Annotated in this window: 12 protein-coding genes and 1 pseudogene; 10 read left to right on the plus strand and 3 right to left on the minus strand. The window is 54.6% G+C overall.

All coding sequences use genetic code 11. The annotated features are described in order from the left end of the window. The first annotated feature begins 43 nt into the window (after positions 1-43). Both rmuC and BN1188_RS01020 read left to right on the plus strand, forming a co-directional pair. Complete coding sequence (gene rmuC, locus BN1188_RS01015) at positions 44-1,894, plus strand: DNA recombination protein RmuC (RefSeq protein ID WP_040259316.1); 1,851 nt, start codon at positions 44-46, stop codon at positions 1,892-1,894. A 96-nt stretch (positions 1,895-1,990) separates the two neighbouring features. Next, positions 1,991-3,006, plus strand: a pseudogene (locus tag BN1188_RS01020) (IS30 family transposase). Between the two features lie 192 nt (positions 3,007-3,198). On the opposite strand, the gene BN1188_RS01025 reads toward BN1188_RS01020, so the two are convergent. From BN1188_RS01025 to BN1188_RS01035, 3 genes are all read right to left on the minus strand, one after another. After that, positions 3,199-4,361, minus strand: a protein-coding gene (locus BN1188_RS01025) for an IS3 family transposase (RefSeq protein WP_088776176.1) whose coding sequence is annotated in 2 segments (ribosomal slippage) — positions 3,199-4,106 and positions 4,106-4,361 — 1,164 coding nt in all. Because the reading frame shifts where the segments join, the coding sequence is not laid out codon by codon here. A 619-nt stretch (positions 4,362-4,980) separates the two neighbouring features. Continuing rightward, positions 4,981-5,946, minus strand: coding sequence for a DUF932 domain-containing protein (locus BN1188_RS01030; protein ID WP_040259318.1), 966 nt, complete (start codon positions 5,944-5,946; stop codon positions 4,981-4,983). Between the two features lie 464 nt (positions 5,947-6,410). Then, positions 6,411-6,923, minus strand: a complete 513-nt coding sequence (locus BN1188_RS01035) for a hypothetical protein (protein ID WP_040259319.1) — start codon at positions 6,921-6,923, stop codon at positions 6,411-6,413. Between the two features lie 156 nt (positions 6,924-7,079). Between BN1188_RS01035 and BN1188_RS21540 the strand changes: the two genes are divergently transcribed. From BN1188_RS21540 to brxD, 8 genes are all read left to right on the plus strand, one after another. Continuing rightward, entirely contained in the window at positions 7,080-8,318 is a 1,239-nt protein-coding gene (locus BN1188_RS21540) for a hypothetical protein (RefSeq protein ID WP_148485232.1), read from the plus strand. Positions 8,319-8,354: 36 nt separating this feature from the next. Further along, a complete protein-coding gene (locus BN1188_RS01045; RefSeq protein WP_040259321.1) occupies positions 8,355-8,549 on the plus strand; it encodes a helix-turn-helix transcriptional regulator in 195 nt (64 codons plus the stop codon). Between the two features lie 342 nt (positions 8,550-8,891). Next, a complete protein-coding gene (locus tag BN1188_RS01050; protein ID WP_040259322.1) occupies positions 8,892-9,551 on the plus strand; it encodes an inovirus Gp2 family protein in 660 nt (219 codons plus the stop codon). 245 nt (positions 9,552-9,796) lie between these two features. Continuing rightward, positions 9,797-13,978 (plus strand): BREX system serine/threonine kinase PglW, encoded by a 4,182-nt coding sequence (pglW, locus tag BN1188_RS01055; protein WP_040259323.1) that lies wholly within the window; start codon positions 9,797-9,799, stop codon positions 13,976-13,978. 61 nt (positions 13,979-14,039) lie between these two features. Next, complete coding sequence (gene pglX / locus BN1188_RS01060) at positions 14,040-17,738, plus strand: BREX-2 system adenine-specific DNA-methyltransferase PglX (RefSeq protein ID WP_040259324.1); 3,699 nt, start codon at positions 14,040-14,042, stop codon at positions 17,736-17,738. 16 nt (positions 17,739-17,754) lie between these two features. Beyond that, entirely contained in the window at positions 17,755-21,429 is a 3,675-nt protein-coding gene (locus BN1188_RS01065) for a BREX-2 system ATPase PglY family protein (RefSeq protein ID WP_040259325.1), read from the plus strand. Positions 21,430-21,433: 4 nt separating this feature from the next. Continuing rightward, positions 21,434-24,220, plus strand: a complete 2,787-nt coding sequence (gene pglZ / locus BN1188_RS01070; protein ID WP_040259407.1) for a BREX-2 system phosphatase PglZ — start codon at positions 21,434-21,436, stop codon at positions 24,218-24,220. 15 nt (positions 24,221-24,235) lie between these two features. Beyond that, positions 24,236-25,555 carry a BREX system ATP-binding protein BrxD gene (gene brxD, locus BN1188_RS01075; protein WP_040259326.1) on the plus strand — a complete coding sequence of 440 codons (1,320 nt, stop codon included), beginning with the start codon at positions 24,236-24,238 and terminating at the stop codon, positions 25,553-25,555. Positions 25,556-25,573: the final 18 nt, after the last annotated feature.

Raw genomic sequence — 25,573 nt, forward strand, 5'->3', positions numbered from 1 at the left:
TAGTAAAAGCGACCAGAGCCTACCAAAGGATTGCGAGGTAACCATGCAAGCGACTCAGTGGCCCATAGACGTTGTAATCATCACCGCAGTACTCGCATCCATATGCGCATTGCTTGGCTATTTCGTGGCGAATGCAAGACAGGCTCGGCGATCGAGCCAGCTTGCTATACAGCTTGGACAGGCCCAGGCCGAACAAACCGAGACTGCCGCTCAACTTCTGGCGCTGAAAGTCGAGATCAAGGCAGCTGAAAACCATAGCCATCAATTGCAGATTGCCGCAGGGGGCTTCAACGCCACACTAGCTTCCGCAGAGGCTACCCAGGCGCGATTGGCCGCGGAGGTTAATGAAGGCAAGCAGCGTCAAGCTGCGCTGGAAACCAAGCTGGAAGCTTCGAACACGCAGCGGCATGAGGCCGTGACACTCCACGAGGCGGTATTGGCGGAATCTCGTAGCTTGAAGCTGCAACTGGATGATTACAAATCCCGCCTTGGGCAGGCCTGTACCCAATTGGAGGAAGCGCGGGGGGCTATCGGCATGTTGAAAGATGCCCTTGCAGAGGAGGGCAAGCGTGCCAAGGGGCTGGAAGCAGCCGATAGTACTGTCCGCGCCCATCTGGATGAACTGAAGGCCCAGCTTGCGGCAGCGGTGGAGAAGTATGAGGCACTACAGCGGCAGCTTGCCGAAAGCAGCCGTGAGCGCACTCGGCTTCAGACCGAGTTGGACGAGCGCGCCGCCAGCCATGTTCGGGAACTGGCCGCCTTCGAGCAGCAGAAGGCGAGCCTCTCAGAGCAGTTCAAGCTCCTTTCAACTGAGATCTTGGAAGCGAAAACGCTTTCGTTGCAGGAAAGCAGCAAGGTCACCTTGAGTGCGGTGATGAGCCCCTTCCAGCAATCGATCGACACCTTCAAGCGGGAGGTTCAGGAGATCCACCATCGCGAGACAACCCAGCAAGGTGAGCTTCGTAAAGAGCTGGAATCGCTCAAGGCGCTTAACCAGCAGATCACCGCGGAAGCACATGAGCTCTCCACGGCCTTGCGTGGCCAGAAGAAGCTGCAAGGCAATTGGGGCGAGCTGATACTAGAGAACGTACTAGAGCGCTCAGGCCTGCAGCTGGGCAAGGACTACCGGCGTGAAGTCAGCATCATGACCGACGACGGCGCGCAGCGGCCCGATGCGATTGTTTACCTGCCCCAAAACAAGCACCTGATCATCGATGCCAAGGTATCACTCAACGCCTATACGCGTTTCGTGAATAGTACTGACGACAATGAGCGAGCATTGGCGCTGCGGGAGCACGTACAGGCTGTGGCCAGCCGCATCAAGGAGCTGGCGGACCGTGATTACTACAAACTGCCAGGGCTTCGCTCACCTGACATGGTGTTCATGTTCATACCGATCGAGTCTGCATTCGTTGAGGCGCTGAAGGCAGACGAAACGCTTTTCCAGCAGGCGATCGAAAACAACGTGCTGGTTGCAACCCCTACAACCTTGCTGACCAGCCTCAACATTGTGCGCCAGTTGTGGCGCTATGAAGACCAGAACAAGCACACGGCGGCATTGGCCGATAAGGCAGAAACCGTGTTCAAGAAGCTGAATACGTTCCTTGGCAGTTTTGAACGAATCAAGAAAGGGCTTGAGGTAGCGACCGAAGCCTATGGTAAAGCGGAAGGGCAGCTTATCAGCGGCAAGGGAAACCTTGTGAAGCAAGTCGGCGAATTCAAGAACCTAGCACCGGCTATCAAGGCAGAACTGCCAGCCTACTTCGTTGAAAAGGCCGCCTTGGAAATCGACTTCATTCCCATGGAGCAGGCGCCCGAAGCCGAGCCGCTGAGCTTTTTGGAAGACAGACTGAGCGACAGGGGCGAGAGCGAGATCAGCTACCAGGCGGTTTGATGGAAAATTCGGTTGCCCATAGCAGTGATTGCGATGGAAAAGGGGGCGACGGCAAAAACTGAGTGCAACACCTGATCCATCCGGTACGGTGTACGCATGTCTTACCGAGAACTCAGCATTGAAGAACGCATCACTATCCAGATTGGCCAGCTCCAAGGGCTGAGCCAGCGAGCCATCGCGAGGATATTGAATCGCAGCCCCTCGACCATCAGCCGGGAGCTTCGTCGTAATGCCGCCGTTGCATCGCCCTATTCGGCCAGCCAAGCCCATCGAAAGATGCGCCAGCGCCGTACGGTCTGTCGGCCGGCCCGCAAGCTTGAACCAGGTACAGAACTGTTCGACCTTGTGGTCTACCTGTTGCGACAGCGCTTTTCTCCCCAGCCAATTGCCGGCAAACTTCGACGCATGGAATTTCCAAAGCGTGAAGACGTGTACGTCTGCCGCGAGACCCTCTACAACGCCATCTACGCGCTGCCGGTGGGCGAGCTTCGCAAGGAGCTGATCATTTGCCTGCGTCAGGGCAAAACCAGTCGCCGCCCCGCTCGGGTGGAGTAGATCGCCGTGGTCAGATCCCCGATCTTGTCAGCATTCATGTACGCCCGCCGGAGGCCGAAGACCGCTTGACGCCCGGCTACTGGGAAGGCGACCTCATCAAGGGCAAGGGCAACGCCTCCGCAGTCGGTACGCTCGTTGAGCGCAGTACGGGTTACCTGATGTTGGTGAGAATGCATGACGCCACCGCCACGTCTGCCGTGGAAGGCTTCAGCGCGGCGTTGAATCGTATGCCGCTGGCTGCGCGTAAAACGCTTACGTACGACCAGGGCCGCTAGATGGCGCGCCATGCCGAAATCACTCAGCGCACGGGTGTTGCCGTGTACTTCTGCGACCCTCACAGCCCTTGGCAGCGTGGTAGCAACGAAAACATCAATGGCTTGATCCGCCAGTATTTACCCAAGGGTACCGATCTGTCGGGTGTGAGCCAGGAGCAATTGAACGCGATCGCGTACGAACTCAATATTCGGCCGCGCCAACGTTTTGATTATCAATGCCCAATCGAAATGATGACGCAGATGATGGCCAGGCACCACGAAAGCCCACCCTTAACTCAATAGCTTGGTGTTGCACTCAGCCTTTGAAACCGCCGGGCGTATCCCAGGCCGAAGACGGTGCGTTCGTAGCAGTGAAGAAGCGCCAAATTATCGATTCCTACGAAGACCAAAGCGGAAAATGTGAAATTCGTAAAGCAAGGAAAAAATCGATTTAGCGCATCTCGTTCGGACCAGGGTACGGTCGACTTGTAGTGGTCAACTGATCCCGGACACTGCGTTAAGTTTTTCCTCGGCAACGGCAGGCGCCAAGCCTTCGTTGAATTGATGCGGTCGTAGCCAGTTGTACCGTTCCATCAGGAAACGACCGATATCTTGTTTAGCCAACGCGGCGCTCATATAGCCCATCGTCGGTATCCATTCAGTTTTCAGGCTGCGAAATAGCCGCTCCATCGGGGCATTATCGTGGCAGTTGCCGCGCCGACTCATGCTCTGTGTGAAGCGGTATCGCCATAGTCTCTGGCGGAAACTCCGGCTCCCATATTGGCTGCCCTGATCACTGTGAAACAGCACATTCCGAGGCCGGCCACGCAGCTCATAGGCCATATCCAATGCCTTGATCACCAGGTCGGCGTCAGGCTTGGCTGAGAACGCCCAGCCTACGACCCTGCGCGCATAAAGATCGATCACCGCTGCCAGATAGTGCCATCGACCTTCGGCCCAAACGTACGTGATGTCACCGCACCAGACCTTGTCTGGGGATTCCACGCTGAACTTTCGATCAAGCACGTTTGGGATATCAGGTCGCTCCACGGTGGCCTTTTTGTAGGCATGAGAGCCCGGTTGTTTGCTGATCAGGTTCATCTCGCGCATCAACTTACGTACCTTGAACCGTCCAATCTGCAGGCCATCCTCCTTCATCATCAGCATGATGCTGCGGCTACCTGCAGCGTTTCGGCTTTGCGTAAACAGCTCGTTCACACGGCTGCGCAAAATTACCCGCTCAGCGTTCGGAGAACGACGTCTGCGGCAGTACGCGTAGTAGCAGGATCGAGTGACTTCAAAGACCGAGCACAACAAATCAACCGGCTCCTCTGAGCGAAGCTGATCGACTAACGCAAACGCTCGTGCTCCTCGGCCATCAAGAGCGCGGTAGCCTTTTTTAAAATGGATTTCTCGCGTTCCAGGCGGTTGATTCGGGCTTCCAATTCCTGGATTTTCTGCTGCTCGGGTGTCAGCGCTTTGCTAGTCGGCGTGACACCACCTCGTTCCTGCTGGAGCTGGTTGACCCACCGGCGCAGGGCTGACTCCACCAACCCGAGCGACTGAGCTGCATCAGCGTGGCTGTAGCCTTGGTCAAGCACCAGGCTGGCAGCTTCGCGCTTGAACTCGGAGGTAAAGGTACGTCGTTGTCTGCTCATCGAACACCTCTGTGTGGCGATCATTTTCGCCTAAAAAGGTGTCCGGGGTTAGTAGACCACTACAACTCCAGTCTGGTTAGGCCTGAAGACTTCGCTAGCTACCTTAGCGTCTGATACCGGAGGAAGGCAGGCATCGGGAAGCGCCTTTCGGCGCTTTCTTTTCGGATTTGGTGGGTCGGGGTGATCTGAACTCTAATTGTAAATCGTTGATTTAAATCAACAAATTAAATTTAGAATTTTAATTGGAATACATTTTGGAATACCGGTTGATTGGGTAAGGCTTGAGCCACTCTGAGCTCTCATGTGCAGGAAGGACAGGGTTACGGCAGGGCTTACTCCAGGAGCGCGATGAGCCGCAAAGGTAATCTCGTCTCAGGAGCAAGCAGCACGATTTGCCTCCTCTCTACTGAATAGGGCTACCAACACTACGGCGATTGCAAGCAACCACACAGCAAGGGTACTGATTTCGGCTGCAACGATGATCTTAGCCGAGCCGATTATCAGAGCGAATGCCGCAAGAGCGCAGCCCAACGCTAGCTTTAACATTATGAACTCCTTTGTACCTAAAAAAGAAATATGGGATGCCCTCTGAGGGCATCCCACATATGCGCCTGGGCGTTCAGGCTACCAGTTCAAGCGCAGCATCCAACGCACGCTGCTTGATTCCCGCGCCTGGGCCGAACCAGGCCGAGTCCAGGCGGTAGTCTACCGATCGAGCACGTCTCTCATGGTCCACGTACTCGGTGACGGCGTTCAGTAAGCCCCAGGCGGTACCATTGGCTGATATGAGATGAGACCCGCGCCCGCGCCCTGTGTAGAGCGCCATAGCCTTCTGGAAAGCAAGGTTTAACGCAGGCCTGGTCTTGCTGCGTGGGGTGACTTCGGTGTGTAGGATCTGCCCGAAGTACGCTTGGGCTTCCTGAAGGGAGACCTTGCGTTCCGCGAGCTGGCGCATGCGGTACATAAAGTCGTCCCATTGCGAGACGGCGATACCCAACTGCTTTTTCACCGCTTGCGGATCGAAGCGGGTGCTGTGAGGCACTTTAATCGCGCCGGTCGCGCTCCCGAGCGACATAGCCAGGGTGTTGTTGCAGACGACGCGGATCGTAGTCGGCGTAGCCACCGTGGCCAACGTGCCGTCGCAAGATGTCGCCAGCAGCAGATAGCCGCCCACCTCGTCCTTTCCTTTAAGTGCTGTCGAGTGGCCTGTACGAGCGAGGGCCCAGAACTTGCGGCCGCCCTTGAGCACACCTGCAGTTTCAAGCTCATAACCCGAGACCTCAGTAAGTTCTCGGTAGAATTCGAGGACTTCGGCTGGCTGAACCACCTGGTAACGATGTGAAACGACGGATAATGGTTCCAGCGTGTCTGACCGATAAAGCACCTTTTGATCGGCGAAGGAATGGATCTCAGCCAGCGGGCCTTTAGTCGTGGATTTGAAATGGACTGGGCTGGATTCAATCTGCCAGTTCATACCGGCTTGTTGTTGCCAAACCTCAATAGACTGGTTCGGCCGTAGCTGGTTACCCAGCCCATGCCAGGGCGTAGTGCCGACATAGGCCATATTTTGGATTTCATGTGCCATGGTTAATGATTCCGCTTACTTGATTTTAGAGGGTGTTAGGGTCGAGGCTGTTAGGCTCTGTACGAAATTAACTAGGAGTAAATGAACCACCGCAGCGCAAACATACATACGCTGCTGGATCGTGAGGCCCCGTTGCTGCCAGCTTTGCTCGGGTGGATTGAGCGAGTGCTGTGACTAGGTTTTGAGATGGCTTTTCAAGAGCGCGGTATTTTGTGCCGGTTGATACGGCCGGGTAGCAGGATTGGAGGCGAGCCAGAATCAGCTTGTTTACCGATTCGGCGCAAATAGCCAGGCGGTAAGTCGCTGTAATCGATGCAGTACAGCGTGAGTTGCAGATAGGGCGAGGGAAAGGCATGGCGACTCCTCTTGGGTATTAGTCGCCGAGGTTATATATATTTCAAATTTGTTTTATTGATTTTTTTTTTTTTTTTTTGGAATTTTCGATGTTGATATTCGAATGGTGCTTATTTTCTTGCCTGCTTTTTTAAATTTATAATTTCATCTTCCAGGTCAATTATTTTTTGGCGCATAGATGTTATTATTGTGTGCTGAATTTGAAATCGCTCATTAAGGAATTCTACTTTTTTCTTGAGGGTTTCGTTTTTTGTCTTCGCTTTGTTAAAGAGTTCTTCTTGGTTTTCTATTATGCCCTCTATTAGCTCGCTTTGAGTAATATTCAGCGCCTTGGATGTTTTTCTTATGTATAGCAGTACGTCGTGGGGCAGAGATAGCTGGATCGGGGATTTGAGCTTTGATTTTTGTTTGTTTCGGTACTTATGTACCGCCCATGAGTTCTTTGCTTTGGTTAACTGCGTTTGGGAGAGGTTTTCAGTTCTTGCTGCATACCAAGCAAGTATTGCGTTGTAGGAGCTCAATGGTTCGCCAGCAGCTTTGCTGAAGTATTTGATTGCCCAGCGCGTCTGGATCGGATCACTCCAGTCGATCCAGCCTAGCACTGAGCAGATGTCAGCTTGCATGAGAGCCCTCTTGAAGTTACCGGAAACCGATTTGTATGGTGCCATGGGGCGCTGAGCGGCGCTAGCTCGGAGATGACATGTCATGTCTGAACAAAATACAGGGTGTAATATGTAGAGCACACGGTTATGCTACACTAGCCTTTCGAGAGGTCTGTCATGCTGAACCCCGAATCTGCTATAGCGGTCATCCTTGCAACTTCGTTGAATTCCGACCCGCGTCTGCGTCGCCCCGCAAGAACCCCGTGTACGCGTCAAGGCAAGTGGTTAGCGCTTCTGCTTGCACATCATCAGCCTAGCCTGACAGACGGTCGGCCCCTAGTGAGTGCAGGGTTTCTCAAGTCTGTAGGGGTCTCAGCGCGCCAAGCTCCCATTGGCCTCAAGGATCTAACCGATTGCGGCTGGCTTTCGAAGGGGAGTACCAGGCTTCCCTATCGTGAAAATTTCCCTACCCTAACGCACGCGCAGGCCATCCGTTTTTTGCTTGAGTATCCTCGTAGTTCCCATCTGGACTTTGAGAGCAGATTCAAAATAGGGCTGAAGCCAGATAATCGCCTGCTGCTGGTGACGCTGCTATCTTTGGCGAATGAGACTGGAAGAATTGACGCAGTGAGCGATACCGAGCTAATGCATCTGACGGGATTCGCTAAGGCCCAACTAAAATGTCAGATGCATCGGTTGAAATTTTTTGGCCTGGTCAGCGGTGTGGTGCCCGGGGCCACGCTTTTGAACGATGAGCAGAAAGGAAAGACCTGTATTTACCTAAACCTGCTTCACCCATGCTGGGCAAGCTTCTACCCGGGATGGAAGCTGGCTAGACTAAACCCCAACCTCGAGAATTTTATCAGTGAAGCCTCTGTTAGGCTTTTCTCTAAAAAAATGTGGAGCGCGCAGCCCAACGATGATGATGCCTACTCGTCTAGGCGAGCCTACGCGGACCATGCCCAGACACATCTGCGAAATCGAGTGATAGTGGAGATGTCCGCGGCTGCCCGTTACATCACGTCTACAGGCGGGTCTATGTCTAAAATTGAAGATGGCAGCATAGGTGGAGAAATCCCGGGCTTTGTGGACCTGATAGTATCCTTCTTCTGCTATCTTAGAGAAGAATTTGGATACGTTGTTTATTCTGGTACTAGCCATTTTGATATTTTCGTGGTGTTACCATTTTTTGGTAGTAGGCAGCCTGAAGTAGAGGTGGGTGGCTTCATGCTGCTTACGAATAGCAGTAAAAACGTCGCTGCAATGGATAGCGCCTGGTTAGCTGAGCAGCCGGTGAAGAGTTGGATTAGGCAAGGCATCGTAACTGACGCTGCCGAAGGTCCAAGAAAATATGGATCTCGTAAACGGACCATTGGCGGGGCGACTGAGGTTTTGTTCCGGGAAATAAATACCTGACAGATCCATCCTCTGGGAATGACAGAGGGCCCATCCATGAAAATCTTACGGCTGAATCATGTAATCGATACGACCGGCCTGTCTAGGTCCACGGTTTACAAATATATCTCAGAAGGTACCTTTCCGAAACCAATTTCATTGGGTGAGCGGAGCGTTGGTTGGCTCGAAAGTGAGGTCATGGATTGGCTTCTGGCTCGAATTGAAGAAAGAGATCTATCGTCGATTCGCTGAAAACTACCTTAACCTATCACGGCGCGCCATGAGCGTGTCGTGATGGCTTTATGCCGGAGTAGAGAATCATGGCAGAGCCTTTTCTTATGGCGGCTTGAAGCCGTTTTTTATGCTGTGTGGTTAATATGTTTATATCCTACTGTAAATGCAGTACTCAGCTATCATATTAATGGCTGAGCAAAGAGTGCGCTAAGCCGAAGAATATATGTCGGCTAGGGATCCATCAGATAGCGATTTTTCAATAAACTAGAATCTGAAATTGCACTCACCTCAAGTGAATGCATCTACGAATATTTACCGACGGTACCTAGTGTATGAGTTAAACACTAAGAGTACCTAGCCATGAGCATACGTCACCCTCACAATCCTAAATTGCATCTGTTCGATGATCATTACTACAACGGGCTACCGGTCATGCGCGGTAAGGGGCCTTTCATCACGGAGTATCTAGACGTGCTCCAGAATACCATTGCCTTGGCCCAAGGCCAGTACCGTAGAGTACTGGCATACCGTGTAGACCTCCATTTTCCCAAGGACATGGACATCACTGACTACCTCAAGGACAACCAAGCCATTAGCAGATTCATCGAGTCCTATAAAGCGAAGATTGAGCACAATCGAGCAGTAGCGATGCGTGACCGCCCCTACGCTCACGATACAAAGGTCAGGTACGTGTGGACACGGGAGTTCGGGCAGGCTGAGCGACCGCATTACCATCTGCTGTTTATGCTCAATGGCGCCGCGTACTACACCGTGGGGAACTTGAACTCCAGCACCCCCAACATGATCAGCCGTATGCAGGAGGCCTGGGCCAGTGCGACGGGGTTACCGGTCGGCACCGCAGCAGGTTTGATACACATTCCTGAAAATAGCACGTACAGGCTGGATCGAGAGGATCAGGCCATGCTGGCGGAACTACACAAGCGCGCAAGCTACCTGTGTAAGGCCGCTACTAAGGTCTACGGTAACCGTGCCCGTGGATTCTCAAGCAGCAGAGGCTGACCTTAGCGCCTAGGGCCCCGGAGGCGCCTGGGTGCGCTTCCCATGCATCTCAGCACACTCTACAGTGGACCTTCATGAAAATGGAGGTAGCTGTATGACAGGCTCGACATGGGCCCGCGAGCTGTCGAAGCTCAACCACTGACAGTGATAGCCACATGCTAGCTCTTAAATGAGTACAATAACCTCCAGAAACCTACAGCCAGTGGGGTGTGTCACGCCATGGCACCGCTCAGAGATAGTATTTAATGGACAAGCTCTGGAAGCAAATTACCCAATCCGATTACACATGGGAACGGGACGCGCTGGAGTTCGCGAAGCAGTTGCTCCCTGACCACGACCCCTATCGTGCGTGGGCAAACTTCGAGTTTATCGCTCAGGATGGCTCCATAAACGAAGTTGATCTCATGGTGTTGACGCCTAAGGGCATGTACGTCATTGAGATCAAATCCCACCCAGGCGTGATTCTTGGTGACGCTGCCAACTGGGTCTGGGAAAAGCCTTTGCCCAAAGGTGGGCAGAAGATCTTCGACAACCCCCGTTTGCTTGCTCGTCGCAAAGCGCAAAAGCTGGCGTCTCTGCTGAAGCTGCAGCCTTCATTTCATCGAAGCAAGGAAACGGTGCCTTTTATTGATGCCTTGGTGTTCCTCTCTGCAGAGGACCTGGTCATCAAGCTGGAAGGTAATGCGCGCCAAGGTGTGGTCAATCGGCAAGAGCTGCTCCGCGAGATCACCCTAATCGATGAGAACTGGAGGCATCGACAGATTACCGCTTATGCAGCCAAAGTCATCTCACGCGCTGTAGAGGAAGCGGGCATTAAAGAGTCCGTGCGCATGCGTCGTGTGGGCAGCTATGAGCTTCAAAGCCTTCTCGACGAGTCCGACACTTATCAGGATTGGCTAGCCTTGCATCCAGACCTAGGTCTGCAGCGCAAGGTGCGAATTTATCTGACCCAGGGCAAGCCAAGGGAAGAGGTTTTTCGGCTCGAAAAAGCGGCCAAACTTGAGTTTCGCTTTCTTGAGGGTATCGAGCATCCAGGAATTTTACGGGCGCACGAATTTCAGCAACACGATAGCGGCCCAGCTCTGATCTACGAGCACGATCCCAAGGCATTTCGTCTCGACCATCTTTTGATGAATCTAGGCAAGGATCGTCGGCTGGATACGATACAGGCTACCTACCTGCTTCGCCTCATAGCAGAGGCTGTGCAGTACGCGCATGGCCAGAAGCTTTATCACCGTGGTCTGAGTCCGCAATGCATCTGGGTCAAGTCTCAGGGTGAAGAGAAGTACAGTGTCAAAATCAGCAACTGGGCCACTGCAGAGCGTGTGTTCGAGAGTGAGTCGCGCAACGTTAGCGCCCTAACCCGTCTCAGCAACCTTGTGCATGAAGATGCCGGGCCTTATGTCGCGCTGGAAGCGCACACTGGCGCTGCAGACGGTGTGCACTTGGATGTGTTCTCCCTAGGGGCGATCGCCTACCACCTATTTACAGGTAAGAAGCCCGCGCAGACCGACATCGAGCTACTGGACAGGCTGCGCCGCGGTAATGGTCTGCAGCTCACCGATGAAATCAACGGGGCAAGCGAGGCTATGCAGTACCTGGTGCAGTACGCCACTCACCCTGATGTGGGGAGCCGGTTGGAGTCAGTCAGTGAGTTCATAAAACGACTGGATGACCTTGAGGACGAGGTCAGTCAGCCGAACACACTGCGAACTAACCCAACTGAGGCGCGTAAAGGTGACCTCCTACCGGGAGGCTTCCAGGTTGTTCAGCCGCTTGGCAAAGGTGCGTGCTCAGTCGTATTCCTGGTCGATTACCAGGGGCAGTCTCGCGTTCTGAAGATCGCTTCGACACCTGACCACAATAGCCGTCTTACAAAAGAGGGTGAGGTGCTGGCCAGATTGCGTCATCAGGCCATTGTTCCTTACTACAAAACCCTAGATATCGTTGGCCATACCGCTCTGCTACTCGACTACGCGACCGAGGGCACCCTGGCTCAGCGCCTCCGCCATGTCGGCGCTGTGCAGCTGGAGTTGCTTGAGCGCTTCGGTGATGACCTGCTCAGTGCGGTTGTGCATCTGGAAGACCAGGCATTGGTGCATCGTGATATTAAGCCAGAGAACATCGGCTTGGTGATGCAAGGCAGCGTTCTTCACCTCATGCTTTTTGACTTCTCACTGTCTAGTGTCGGTGCTGACAATATCAGTGCTGGCACTTTGGCCTATATGGATCCTTTTATCCGTGATCCTGGCCGCCGCCGTTGGGACGACCATGCCGAGCGATTCTCGGTTGCGCTGACTCTTTACGAGATGGCTGCCGGTGCTTTGCCAGGGTGGACGTCCTCTGAAGGGCTGCCACATCTGCTCGAAGGGGAGCTGGAGATCGATCGAACCGTCTTCGACCCGAGCATTCGCGACCGCATGGTTGAGTTCTTCAAGCGGGCTTTGGTTCGTGATGTGCGCAAGCGCTTTGCCAGTGCCGGCGAGATGCTGCGTGAGTGGCGCAAGACATTCCATGATGCGCGCAGTGAGTCTCTGCACACGACCCAGCAGCCACAGGAGCGTACGTGCCCCATCAGCGAGGCTCAGTTGGATACTCAGATCGGCCTGTTGGCTCTGAGCCCACAAGCGCTGGATACGCTCAGTCGCCGGAATATCAACAGCGTTGCTGACATCATCAAGCTGAACCGCTCCCGCGTTCGAGTCTGGACGGGAGTGGGGGTGAAGACCCGTAATGAGCTGTCCGATGTCATCGGTCAGCTTCAGGCGCGCCTTCTGGACGGCCAGCAGGTTCAGCAATTGGATAGCGGTGACACCAGTGTCGTTAGTGTCGACCGTCTGTTTCAGCAGGTCCTGCCGAAGTCCGCTGATCAGACTCGGTTGAGCTTTCTTAACGAATACCTGGGGCGACTGGACGAAGATGCGCCCAAGGGCTCTCACAACGTTCATTGGCCTACACCTGCAGCCATCAGCGGCCACCTCGGCATTGAGACTCTGCTGGTGCGCGAGCTGGTCGATAAGGTTCTGACCCAGTGGGGTAAGACCAAAGCGATTACGGACTTGAGAGAAGACATCGTCGGCTTGCTGGAAGATAACGGCGGCGTGATGACAGCGGTCGAAGTGGCTGACGCAATCCTGCTTCGTCGTGGCTCGGTACAAGACAGCCCACTGCGCGAGCGCTGGGCCTATGCTGTCGTGCGTGCAGCTGTGGAAACGGAATTGAGTAAGCAGGAGCCTCGTTGGCTTTTGCGTCGCTCCGGTAACCGCTTCCTGATTGCCGATAATCGTCAGGGGCGAGGGGAGGAGCTGGCCGATTACGCTTGCGACCTTGGCAGCCTGGCAGATGAGTGTGCTCGCCAGCTGCCACTGCTGGCCCCCGTTCGTACGCTGGAGAAGATCCGCGCTGTGCCAGCACCAGAATCATTCGCAGGTCTGAGCAACCACCGACTTCTGCGTTTGGCTGCGGCTGCATCCGAGAGTGCAGCACTATCCAGCCGTGTGGAATTTTATCCGCGAGGGATGCCTGCCAAGCTTGCTTTGGAGTTGGCCCAAGGAGCGCTATTGGGCAGCAAGGCGCTTACCGTCAAAGATATACAGACCCGCGTGGCCGGCCGCTATCCTGCAGCGCAGGAGCTACCTGGCCGCCCTGAGCTGGATGAGCTGGTGCGCTCCCTGGATATCGGTTTCCAGTGGAATGGCGGCTTTGAGTTTGCCAACGGCGATAGGGGGGGATACTGCCTGCCAAGCGCAGGGATGACCAGCTTCGCATCAGCCGGGTCTACTCACTACAGTCCGACTCAACAAGGCGAAGACGACACCACCACACTCAAGTCGGTTAAAGAGCTGGGCTTGATGCTGGAGAAGGCAGTGACTGCCTCCCACTTCCTCGCGCTAACCGTCAGGCCGCGTCAGTGGTGGCAAGCGCAGGAAAAACTCTGCCGAGACTATCCGTTTAAGCGCATCAGCTTTGATGAGCTTCTACTTCGCCATGTACAGGCTGTGTGCGCGAGCATGCCCAAAGCGCCGGACTGGCAGGTGGTGCTCAAAGCAGACGCCTGTGAGCACAGTTCTCGTGATTGGCAGAACCTGCAGCGTCTGGTGCAGCGTGCGTTACCGGGCTTGGCTGAGGAGATTCTGCAGGCCGGTCAACCAGTACTTCTGACGGAGCCAGGGCTGCTGGCGCGCTATGAGCTGGTGACAACATGGCTGAATGACCTGCGCCAACAGTTGATGAACGTTAGCGGTCGCAGCGGCATTGCGTTGCCCGGGTTGGTTCTGCTCATCGCCGTCGATGCGCAGCGTTCCGCGGCCATGATCGATGACGTATTGGTGCCTACAGGCGCCGGTAGCAAAGAGTTTGCCCATATTCCCAGTAGCTGGCTTGACGATTCCCAGTCACTGCCTCAGGCAGTCAAAACCACTGCCTAAGAAAAATTGATAGCAGACCCAGAACCTTCAGGTATTGGGCCAAATGCATAAGGATTTACCTGTGATTAACCGTGCCGATCTGCTGAAAAACCTGCAGTCCCTGTTACCGCATATTGAGAAGGACATCCTCGCCTACAGCGAGTCCAACGCGGAGCTCAGTGATCATTTGCAGAGCGAATATCGCGCGGCAGTTGAGGCTGAACGCACCGCCGAGCACTTCGTTTCCTGGCGTGAAGCGCAAATAACCCAGGCCGCAGTGGCCTGGGTATTGACCTGTGTGTTTGTGCGTTTTCTTGAAGACAACGGCTTACTGAACGAGCCAGTGTTGGCTGGCCCGGTGAGTGATGCGCAGGGGCGAAATGCCTTGCAGCAGGCTAAAGAGCGCATGGTGGCTTACTTCAACGAGAACCCCACCTTTGAAGAACGCCACTACCTGCTCGATCTATTCGCGGAGCTGGAAAAATATCCGGTGATCGCGGAGCTCTTGGATCATCGCCATAACCCCCTCTGGCAGATTCCCGTTTCGGCTGATGGTGCCAAACGTCTGATTGACTTCTTCCAGAAGATCGATGCGGACAGCGGTGAGATCCTCCACGACTTTACCGACCGGGAATGGGATACCCGCTTTCTTGGCGATCTCTACCAGGATCTTTCTGAATCAGTGCGCAAGCGTTATGCGCTGCTGCAAACCCCGGAATTCGTTGAGAGCTTTATTCTCGATTACACCCTAGAGCCGGCGATTCAGACTTTCGGTCTGCCGGGTCTGCGTCTGATCGACCCTACCTGTGGTTCGGGACACTTTTTGCTGACGACCTTCGAACGGGTGTTTAATCAATGGTTGAAGCGTGAGCCTGGCACAAATACCCGTGAGCTGGCACAGCGCGCACTAGATGTGGTGCATGGCACCGATATCAACCCTTATGCCATTGCCATCTGCCGATTCCGTCTGTTGATCGCTGCCATGAAGGCTGCGGGCAGCAGCAAGATCAAGGATGCGCCCAGTTTTCATTTCAATCTGGCGTGTGGTGATTCTCTGTTGCATGGACGACGATTTGAGTGGCAGGGGCAGGGCATCCAGGGCGGCTTGTTGGATGAGGAAAAGAGGCACGTTTACGAAGTTGAAGACCCTGAAAAGCTCAACAGGATTCTTGGGCAGCGTTATCACGTGGTGGTTGGTAACCCGCCCTACATTACGGTGAAAGATAAAGCGCTGAATCAGGCGTACCGGGACAAGTACCCAACCTGTCACCGTAAATATTCACTCGGGGCGCCATTTACCGAGCGCTTCTTTGATTTGGCCCTCTATCCTGAGAGCAACCAACCCGCTGGCTTTATGGGCATGATTACTGCCAACAGCTTTATGAAGCGAGAGTTTGGCAAGAAGCTGATTGAAGATTACCTGCCACGCAAAGACCTGACCCATGTGATTGATACCTCGCGAGCATATATTCCAGGTCATGGCACGCCTACTGTGATTTTGTTTGCCCGCAATCAGTCTCCTAAGCTTGATGTCATTAGAGCAGTTCTGGGTATTCGCGGTGAGCCCGGCACACCTGAAAATGCAGCTCAGGGCAAGGTATGGTCATCCATTGTGGATTTGATGCCAAAAGGAAGTGGTCAAAACGAATTCGTTACTGTTCTCGATCAAGAAAGGTCTCTATTTCAGTCACACCCGTGGAGTGTCGGCGGCGGGGGCGCAGCTGAGCTAAAGGCATTAATGGACGAGAGTTCTCAGACGTTATTGAGCGACGTTCAGGATGCGATTGGCGTTTTTGGGATGACAAACGCTGATGAGGTCATGTTTTCTAGCGCCAAAGACTTTATAAGGAAGAATGTGGAGTTTGACCTTTATCGGCCAATTTGTTTGGGGGATTCGATTCGTGATTGGTCCGCTGAGGAGAAATATCACGCTTTATTTCCATACAGTGCCGATGGGGAACTCCTCGATGTTGCTTTGACTGAGGGATTTCGCAAATGGGTGTGGCCGAATAAAAATAATCTGGGAAACAGAGCGACTTTTGGCAAGCAAACATATTTTGCTGAGGGGCGCCCTTGGTGGGCGTGGCATCAGGTAACATTAGACAGACTGGTTTCCCCATTAACCATCACTTACGCATTTGTAGCGACCCACAACCACTTCGTCCTGGATCGTGGTGGCAAGGTGTTTAACCGTTCTGCGCCAGTAATAAAACTGCCAAAGAATACGGGTGAGGCAGAGCACTTTGCGCTATTAGGGTTGCTGAATAGCTCTGCCGGTATGTTCTGGATGAAGCAGGTATTTCATGGCAAAGGGCAGGGAGGCGTTGGGCAGGAAAGTCGTGCAGAATGGGAGGAGTTTCATGAATTTACGGGAACGGGGTTGAAAAAGTTTCCTGTTCCTGAAGATTCAGCCCGGGTTGTTGAGAAACTTTCAGAGCGACTGGATACGCTTGGCCGGGAGCTGCGTGCACATGCGCCGCAGGCTTATCTCGATATTTCCGATTCAGACTTAGGCGAAGCCCTTAACAATGCACAGGTGGAAGAGGGTCGGTTATGGGCGCGCATGATTGCTCTTCAGGAAGAGCTGGATTGGTATGTTTATTCCCTTTATGGTCTGACCGCTGAAGCCAATTATTACCAAAGTGAAATGCTGGAAGTGAATCTGGGTGAGCGTGCCTTTGAAATTCACCTGGCCCGTAAAATGGCAGCCGGTGAGGCCGAGTCCACCTGGTTTGAGCGTCACGGCAGCACACCGATTACCGAGATTCCGGAGCATTGGCCGGCGGACTACAAGGCATTAGTCGAGCGTCGCTTGCAGGCCATTGAAGAGAATCCCTGGATTAAGTTGGTTGAGCGATCGGAATACAAACGACGCTGGAACCGTGATAACTGGGAAACCCGACTGCAGGTTGCGCTGAAAGAGTGGCTATTAGATCGGCTGGAGCAAGCCTGCCGGGCTCCCGAGCTGAAAACCTGCGCTCAGCTGGCTGACCGCCTTCGTAGCGATGCGGATGCAGTCCGTGTTGCAGAGCTGTACTGCGGCGTCAATCTGTTGGACTTGCAGGCGCTGGTTTGCGAACTGGTAGATGGGGACAACGTGCCACAAATGGCCGCCGCCCGTCTTAAGGCTGATGCTCTGCCTAAATTCCGTGCCTGGCAGGAAACCTGGGACAAGCAGCGTCGGGAAGATGCCATTGACGCCAAATATGGCGTCAATCAGCCACTATCCGTGGAAGATTCCAGGGATTCTGAGAAGAAAGCCAAGTACGACTTGGCCTTGGCTCAAGCAAAGCTGGAAAAGGTTGAGCGAGTAGGTGATATTCCTCTGCCTCCTCAATACAAGTCCACCGATTTCCGTAAGCCCAGCTACTGGCCACTGCGCGGCAAACTGGATGTCCCCAAAGAGCGCTTCTTCTCGCTGCCAGGCTGTGAAAAAGGTGGTGATAGCACGCTTGTCATCGGTTGGGCTGGTTTGAACCATTTGCAACGGGCTCAGGCCATTGCAGCTTGGTACCTGGATCGCAAAGAGGGTGAGGGCTGGGAAGCTGAGCGACTGATGCCCATGCTGGTGGCGCTAGATGAGTTGATCCCCTGGTTAAAGCAATGGCACAACGAAGTGGATCCAGAGTTCGGCGAGCGGATGGGTGATTACTACGAAGGATTCCTGCTCGAAGAACTGCGTAATCTCGAGATTACTCGGGCTGATCTTTTGAGCTGGCAGCCGGCTGCAGTGGCTGGGAAACGTGGCGGTCGTAAAAAGAAAGTGGCCGAGCAGAACTGATTCTGGGGTTTGACGCATGACATTGATTAAAGAGCTGATCGAGATCCCAGAAAAGGTTCAACGGGGTGATTTCGTTCTTAACCTGTCCAGTGGTTTGGCTGATACAGCTATCAGCCAAACGCTCGAGCAGTATGTGGTGACGCCGCAGCTGCAGCGCTCGTTCGACGATGCCTTGAGCTTTATCAAGAGCACCGTGGTGGGCAACCAGAACCGTCAGAAGGGCGCTTACCTTCACGGCAGCTTCGGTAGCGGTAAGTCGCACTTTATGGCGGTGCTGCACCTGCTTTTGCAGGGTAATCCCCAAGCCCGGGCGATTAATGAGCTGGCGCCGGCTGTAGCTAAGCATGATGAGTGGCTGCAGCAAACCAACATCCTGCTGGTGCCCTACCACATGATCGGTGCCGCTAGCATTGAGGCGGGTGTGTTGGGTGGCTACGCGCGACATATCAAGCACCTGCACCCAGATGCACCGGTCCCCGGTTTCTACATGAGTGACCGGTTGTTTCGTGATGCGCGGCAACTACGCAGCAATATGGGTGATGCGAATTTCTTCGCCACATTGAACAAAGGAGCTGCGGCGGCCGAGGATGACGGCTGGGGCGATCTGTCGACTGGTTGGGACGCAGCGAGTTTCGATGCAGTGCTGAATGACCAAGCCGGCGCGGACGATAAGGCCCGTCTGGTCGGAGATCTTATCGGCACCTTCTACAGCTCCATGGCGGATATGGCCAACAGCGAGTTCGGCGGCTACGTCGATTTCGATGAAGGCCTGCGCATCATGACGGAGCATGCCAAAGCGCTCGGATACGACGCGGTCATCCTGTTCCTCGATGAGCTGATTCTCTGGCTGGCCAGTCACCTGTCTGACCCGCGCTTTATCGCCAACAACATTCAGAAAGTGGTGAAGCTGGTTGAAGCCAGCGAGCAGCGTGCGCTGCCCATGGCCAGCTTTATCGCTCGCCAGCGTGATCTGCGTGAGTTTGTGGGCGATCAGTACAACGGCGCTGAGCAGCAAGCACTGAGTGACTCGCTCAAGTACTGGGATGGTCGCTTCCACACCATCACTCTGGAAGACCGTAACCTTCCAGTGATCGCTGAGCGTCGCTTGCTCAAGCCGATTAATGCGGCTGCCAAGGCAGAGATCGACAATGCCTTTGCGGCCATGGATGCCGGCTTGCGCAGCGAGGTGCAGGAAATCCTGCTGACCAACCAGGGTGACCGCGAGATGTTCCGTTCGCTGTATCCCTTTAGTCCTGCTCTGGTGCAGGCACTGGTTGCGCTTTCTTCCGCTCTTCAGCGTGAGCGTACTGCTCTCAAGGTCATGCTGATGCTGTTGGTCGATCAGCGCGAAACCCTGGAGTTAGGTGGATGCATTCCGGTCGGTGACCTGTACGACGTGATTGCTTCTGAGGCCGAGCCGTTCTCGGAAGTGATGCGCATGCATTTCGACAATGCTCGCCATCTGTTCGAGCGCAAGTTGGTGCCGCTGCTGGAGGAAGAGCACAACCTCAGGCTTGATCAGCTGCTGGAGCTGCCAGTCAATGACCCCGGCCGTCGTGCCTTTACCAATGACATGCGCCTGATTAAAACCTTGTTGCTGTCGGCGCTGGTTCCTGAGGTCGAGTGCTTCAAGCAGCTCACGGCCAACAAGCTCGCTGCGTTGAACCACGGCACCATCAAATCACCAATCCCAGGCCGTGAAGCGCAGACAGTTTTGCAGAAGTGCCGCAAATGGGCGGGGCGTGTCGGTGAGATCAAGATCAGTGATGACTCCAACCCGGTCATCGCGATTCAGCTTTCAGGCGTAGATACCGAAAGCATTCTTGAACAGGCGAAAATCCATGACAACGATGGCGCGCGCCGTAAGCTGACCAAGGATTTGCTGTTCGAAGCCTTCGGTGTTCAGGATGATAACCAGCTATTTATCGAGCACCCCTTCGCCTGGCGCGGAACTCGTCGCACCGTTGAGGTGATGTTCCAGAACATTCGCGAGATTTCTGACTTCACTACCTTTGAGGCGCGGGGTGACGATTGGAAGGTGCTGGTCGACTTTCCCTTTGACCAGGGCAATCACTCTCCCGCGAGCGATAGGGCACGCATCCAGGAGTACGAAGCCACTGGTAATGGGACACAAACCCTGTGCTGGTTACCGTATTTCTTTAGTCAGTCGGCGCAGCGTGATCTGGGAACCTTGGTGACGCTTGAGCACGTACTGAAAAGCGAAGATCGCTTCGTCTCCTTCAGTAAGCATCTGAGCCCACTTGAGCGGGCCCAGGCACGTACGCTTCTCGATAACCAGCGCAGCCAGTTACGCCAGCGTATTCGTGATTACCTCATGGGTGCATTCGGCGCTGCACAACCGATCCCGGGCTCGCTTGATGATTCGGTACAACTGGACAGCCAGGTTTATTCGCTGGAGCCTGGATTTACCCCGCAGCTGCCGGTGGGCAGTAATCTGCGTGCTGCCTTCGAGCACCTGCTTAACCAGGCACTGAGCTTCCAGTATCCAGACCACCCTGAATTTGATGGTGAGGTCAGGCTGGCAGACTTGGGCAAGGTGATGGAGCAGCTGCGTCGTGCTGTGCATGCCAGTAATGGTCGCATCGATATTGACACGCCGTTGCGCTCGATCATGCGTTCCATTGCTCAGCCATTGAAGCTGGGTGAAATGCACGAGCGGCATTTCATCTTCAAGGATGATTGGCCGAAGCACATGACTCGTGAGCTGGCCAAGGATGAACATGCCGGGGATCCAGTGACGGTGAAGCGCCTACGTTCGGCGATTGATCAGCCGACACCCAAAGGGCTACCGGACATTGTGCAGAACCTGCTGATCATGGTGTTTGCCGAGCATGGTCAGTACGCCTTTTCGTTGCATGGTCAGGACTATGAGCCGACGCTCAAGGACATGCCGGATAACCTGTTGCTGAGCAAGCAGGATCTGGCTGAGCCGAACATCTGGAAGCTGGGCGTAGATAACGCTTCCGCCATCTTCGGCCTGACGCCTAACAAGCTGCGCACCGCCAACCATCAGAATGCACTGGAAAAAGATATGCAGGATGAGGTTAAGCGTCAGCTTGGGCATTGTGAGGAACTGGTTACTGAGCTCAGAGCTGCATTGAGCCGGGTTAATCAGGGGACGCAATGCAATCGTCTGCGCAATGCCGAGTATGCAGTGAGCCTTTTGCAGACCTTACAGGGTAAGCAGGGTGCGGATCTGATCGCTGCGCTGGCAGATATTCAGCCGCCCACCAACGCGATGGCTCTCGCCAAGAGTATCGTCAGCGCTGCCAGCGTGACCCAGGCAATACAGGACAATAACTGGCAACTGCTGGAAACTGTTTGGAAGTCAGGGCCGGCTGAGGCGTTGCAGATTAAGCAGCGTGTCAGTGCTGCGCTGACCTCGGACGAGCTTGTCACGGCTTTGGCTCAAGCGCTTCGTCAGGCTCAGTCAGATGCTACATCGCAATTGACGCGCAACGTGATTCCCCCGGTCATTCAGAACGTGCCGACTGCCGATACCAGTATCAAGGGTGCGGCTGGCAGAAAGGTGCTGGAGCAGGTTCAGCAGAGTGGGTTGACCAGCAAGCAGGCGCGCAACTTGTTCGCAGAGATTGAGAGCAAATTGCAGGACGGCTATGTGCTGGATGTGAGCTACAGCATTGTGCGCATGGATGGGGCAGGGGATTGAGGTGATGTCGATCATGCAGGCGAGCGCGACATTGCCGATGCCGGTGGTGACCCAACTGCAGGCAGTTTTTCAGCGTGACGCTGAGGCTGACTGCGTGGCATTAGTGTGGCCAAACCCTTTATCGGCTTTAGCTGTAGAACAAGTTGTTGAAGGGCGAAAAGTCAGGGCCATTTACTGCGTCTCTGAGTTGGCGATGCGCGAGGCCTTGGTCAAGCATCAACAAGATCGAAAGGAAACCTCGGAGCGTCTTGTGCTGCTGTCCGGCTTTGCCGAGACGGATCTGGCTATGGACGTGCTGGCCAGAATTTGGCGCAACGAGCCTCAGCGGATAAGCCCTTGGAAGACCCTGCAGCAACTGATTCGTGTAAGGGATATTGATCCTCGTCTAACGCGCAAGCATGGCCGTTGGGTAGCTGAGGCGATGCTCAATGGTGTTGAACGCTATCAGGGGAAAATCAGCTTCGGCGAGATCCTGGATGAGGAGACAGCCTGGCGCGCTATCGCCATGGCTCATCTGAACTACCAAGAAGCCACGTTGGATCTGCAGTCGGTATTGAGCTGGAGCACTAAGGGGGATGTCAGTGCACTGATTACGGCTCTGCCAGGCGATATTCGAGACAACCTTGGGGATTGGTTGGCCCGCGGCCTGCCCGACACTCATGAGGTGGTATCGACGCTGCTTCTGAATGATCAGGGGAGTGATCTGCTCGCCGTCGCCTTGGCGTGCTCCGTGCTGTTTTCCTCGGACATTGAACGTCTGCAAGCGCTTGATTTAACCCAGCTGCATATCAGTCGTGGGATTTTCCGTGAGCGCTTTTTGGGTGGGAAGAAGATCGAATTCCGAGTCCTGCAGCCGCTTGGCGAGGTCGCAGTTACTCTGGTCAGGCAGTGGATAGGTGCTCTCGGTTTCCCTAGCTATGCACGCTTCTTGTCGAAAGCAGAGCAGATTCTTGCGAGCTTAGATATGCAGGCTGCCACCGAGCACTCGGCACTTTTGCCTTGTGGTTTGCACGCGCGCTTTAGTGCGTTTGCTTCAGCCCTGGGTGTAGCTCTGGACGGCGGCGACTCCATGGCTGCGGAGTCGGCTTTGCAGCAGATAGAGGGGCATCGTCTGGCTGGCTTGGATCGCTACAGCGAGACTGTTGCTCGGGCCAATATGGCCATGCGCCTTCTACGTTGGCTCAAGCAGGCGCCGAACGCGGACGGAACTGCAGTTAGCCTGATCGGCGATTACATCGAGCAGGGTGGTTTTTGTGATTGGGCACGAACCGAAATTTGGGCGGGAGATGCTGAGGAGTCTCTAAGTACGGTCTACCAGAAGCTTTCGCAGCACGTTGGGCGTTACAGGGAACGGCAAAACCAGGCTTTCGGGCAGCAACTGTCAAGCATCGCTCGGGGTGATCATCTGCCTGCTCGATTCATTCCTGTCGAGCGCGCCCTGGATGATCTGGTTGCACCATTGGCCGAGCAGGGGCAAGTGCTTTTGCTTGTGCTGGATGGGATGAGCGAAGCCGTCTACCGGCAGTTAAGCGCAGACCTTACTCGTAATCATTGGTTGGAGCTACAGCCCGCTGGCGCACAGGGCGATGCATGTCTGGTTGCAGCATTGCCCACGGTGACTCAGGTCAGCCGTTGCTCGCTGCTATCGGGGGCTCTGTGTGAGGGCAATGCCAACGACGAGAAGAAGGCTTTCAGTAGCCACCCGCAGCTAAAAAAGCTGGCCTCCACCAAGTTTCCACCGCAAGTGTTCCATAAGCAGGATTTGTCCCAGTCTGGATCTGGCAGTTTGCATAGCAACGTTCGGGGGATAATTGCGGGTACAGAGCACCGAGTTCTGGCAGTGGTGATCAACGCCATCGATGATCAGCTGTCCAGTAGCTCGCAAGTTAAGGTCGACTGGTCGTTTGAAACCGTGGCCTTGCTCCGGCATGTGATGGAGGCTGCTCGCGAGGCTGGCCGTGTGGTGATCATTACCAGTGATCACGGTCACGTGCTGGATCATGATTCGGTTTACCAGCAGTCAGCCGACGAAAACGGTGAGCGCTATCACCCGGTTGCTCCCGGCATCACGCCCTCTGAGCTGGAAGTCCAGTTGTCAGGGGAACGTGTCGTGACGGCCAATAAGCAGGTGATCCTGCCTTGGTCAGAACGTCTGCGTTACACCAAAAGTAGGAGCCATGGCTACCACGGTGGTGGTTCGCTCCAGGAGGTTGTGATCCCGCTTGGGGTCTATATCAATGCCGCCACGCGGCAAAGGGTAGAGGGTTGGCGTGAGGTGCCTCGACGACTGCCAGCCTGGTGGTATTCGACAAAAGCCATTGAGGCAGAAACACCGAGCGCGGTTGATCAGCCCACCGTATCAGTCGAAGCACCCACCAAGAAAGCAGCTGGCAAGAAGCAGGCTGTGGCTGAGGTTGTCGAGGACATGTTCGGCTTTGCATCGCCAGCGAAAGCCTTGAGCAAAAGCGCTCCGGTGGTCGCTAGCGATTGGGTTGCTGAGTTGCTCAGTTCGCCGGTCTATGGCCAAGTTCGCGATAGAGCAGGCCGCACAGCGATCAGCGATGAACAAATGCAGACGCTGCTGAGGCTGCTGGAAAAGCACCGTTGGCAGGTTATGGAGGCGGCGCTTTGTTCTGAGTTGCTGATCCCGAAACTGCGGATTCGAGGGTTCCTCGCGGGAGCACAGAAACTGCTCAATGTGGATGGCTATCCGATCCTTTCAGTCGAGCGTGATTCCCAGACAGTGCGTTTGAACGTTGCAGATCTGAAGAAGCAGTTTGAAATCCATTAACTACAGGGTATAGGCATGTCGATTAGCCAACAACGTCGTCAGGATATTCTGGACGCTCTGCGGCGTGGAACTGTGCCGCAGTATGGTTTAGATGCCTTAGCTGTTGGCTTGTTGCCCTTCGAGCGCGCCTTTGATGAGGAGCTGGAAAAGGTCAGTCGAGGCGGGGCGGTATTCAAGGCTATTCGTGGCGAGTACGGCAGCGGTAAAACCTTTGCGTCACGTTGGCTCCGTGAAAAAGCACATCGACTCGGCTTTGCCTGCGCCGAGGTACAAATTTCCGAGACTGAGACCCCGCTTCATCGCTTGGAGACGGTCTATCGGCGTCTGATGGAGCGTTTGACGACGCCAGATATGCCCTCGGGCGCTTTTCAGAATATCGTCGAAGCCTGGTTCTACACCCTTGAAGAGGATGTACTGGCCCAGCATGACATCGATCCGAACGACTCCGAGGCGTTGATTGATGCCACTGATTTACTGATGGAAAAGCGCTTGGGCGAAGTAGTGCGCTCTGCACCTGCATTTGCCTTAACTCTACGTGCCTACCGGAGAGCACTCCTTGAAGGCCAGGAAGAGATCGCCAACGGGCTTTTGGCCTGGATGGCAGGTCAGCCGAACATTTCTGCTGCGGTTAAGCGCTATGCAATGATCAAGGGCGACATCGATCATTTCGGCGCGTTGAGCTTCCTGCAAGGTGTTCTAACCATACTCAAGGATTCAGGGCATCCTGGTCTGCTGCTGGTGCTCGACGAGGTTGAAACACTCCAGCGTATGCGCGGAGATGTTCGCGACAAGAGCCTGAACGCATTGCGTCAGTTGATGGATGAGGTGGACTCTGGGCGATTCCCTGGCCTTTATCTGGTTATCACAGGTACTCCAGCCTTCTACGATGGCCCTATGGGTGTCCAGCGGCTGTCTCCTCTCGCTCAACGTCTGGCGGTCGACTTCACCACTGATGCTCGGTTCGATAATCCTCGCGCCGTGCAAATTCGTCTCCGTGGGTTCAGTCAGGAGTCTCTGGAAGAGGTTGGTCGCAAGGTGCGCAACCTGTATGCCGATAACAGCGTTACGGCTGACCGCATTCTGCGGCTGGCAGACGATGATTACATCGCTGAGCTGGCAAAGGCGGTGACCGGTAAGCTGGGCGGCAAGGTCGGAATTGCACCGCGGATTTTCCTGAAAAAGCTGGTGGGTGAGGTCCTGGATCGTATTGACCAGTTCGAAGACTTCAATCCGCGACAGCACTACGCATTGACCATTTCAGATACCGAGCTGACATCGGTGGAGCGCGCTACCAGTGCGGCAAGCTCGGTAGATGATATCGAGCTCGATCTTTGAGCTGCCTGATTGGAGCTT

It is taken from the genome of Pseudomonas massiliensis (assembly GCF_000826105.1).
GTDB lineage: Bacteria > Pseudomonadota > Gammaproteobacteria > Pseudomonadales > Pseudomonadaceae > Aquipseudomonas > Aquipseudomonas massiliensis.

Coding starts and splice junctions, on each gene's coding strand:
- BN1188_RS01030 (WP_040259318.1), bottom strand. CDS start 5,946: ATGGCACATGAAATCCAAAATATGGCCTATGTCGGCACTACGCCCTGG.
- BN1188_RS01065 (WP_040259325.1), top strand. CDS start 17,755: ATGACATTGATTAAAGAGCTGATCGAGATCCCAGAAAAGGTTCAACGG.
- BN1188_RS01035 (WP_040259319.1), bottom strand. CDS start 6,923: ATGCAAGCTGACATCTGCTCAGTGCTAGGCTGGATCGACTGGAGTGAT.
- brxD (WP_040259326.1), top strand. CDS start 24,236: ATGTCGATTAGCCAACAACGTCGTCAGGATATTCTGGACGCTCTGCGG.
- pglW (WP_040259323.1), top strand. CDS start 9,797: ATGGACAAGCTCTGGAAGCAAATTACCCAATCCGATTACACATGGGAA.
- pglZ (WP_040259407.1), top strand. CDS start 21,434: ATGTCGATCATGCAGGCGAGCGCGACATTGCCGATGCCGGTGGTGACC.
- BN1188_RS21540 (WP_148485232.1), top strand. CDS start 7,080: ATGCTGAACCCCGAATCTGCTATAGCGGTCATCCTTGCAACTTCGTTG.
- rmuC (WP_040259316.1), top strand. CDS start 44: ATGCAAGCGACTCAGTGGCCCATAGACGTTGTAATCATCACCGCAGTA.
- BN1188_RS01050 (WP_040259322.1), top strand. CDS start 8,892: ATGAGCATACGTCACCCTCACAATCCTAAATTGCATCTGTTCGATGAT.
- BN1188_RS01045 (WP_040259321.1), top strand. CDS start 8,355: ATGAAAATCTTACGGCTGAATCATGTAATCGATACGACCGGCCTGTCT.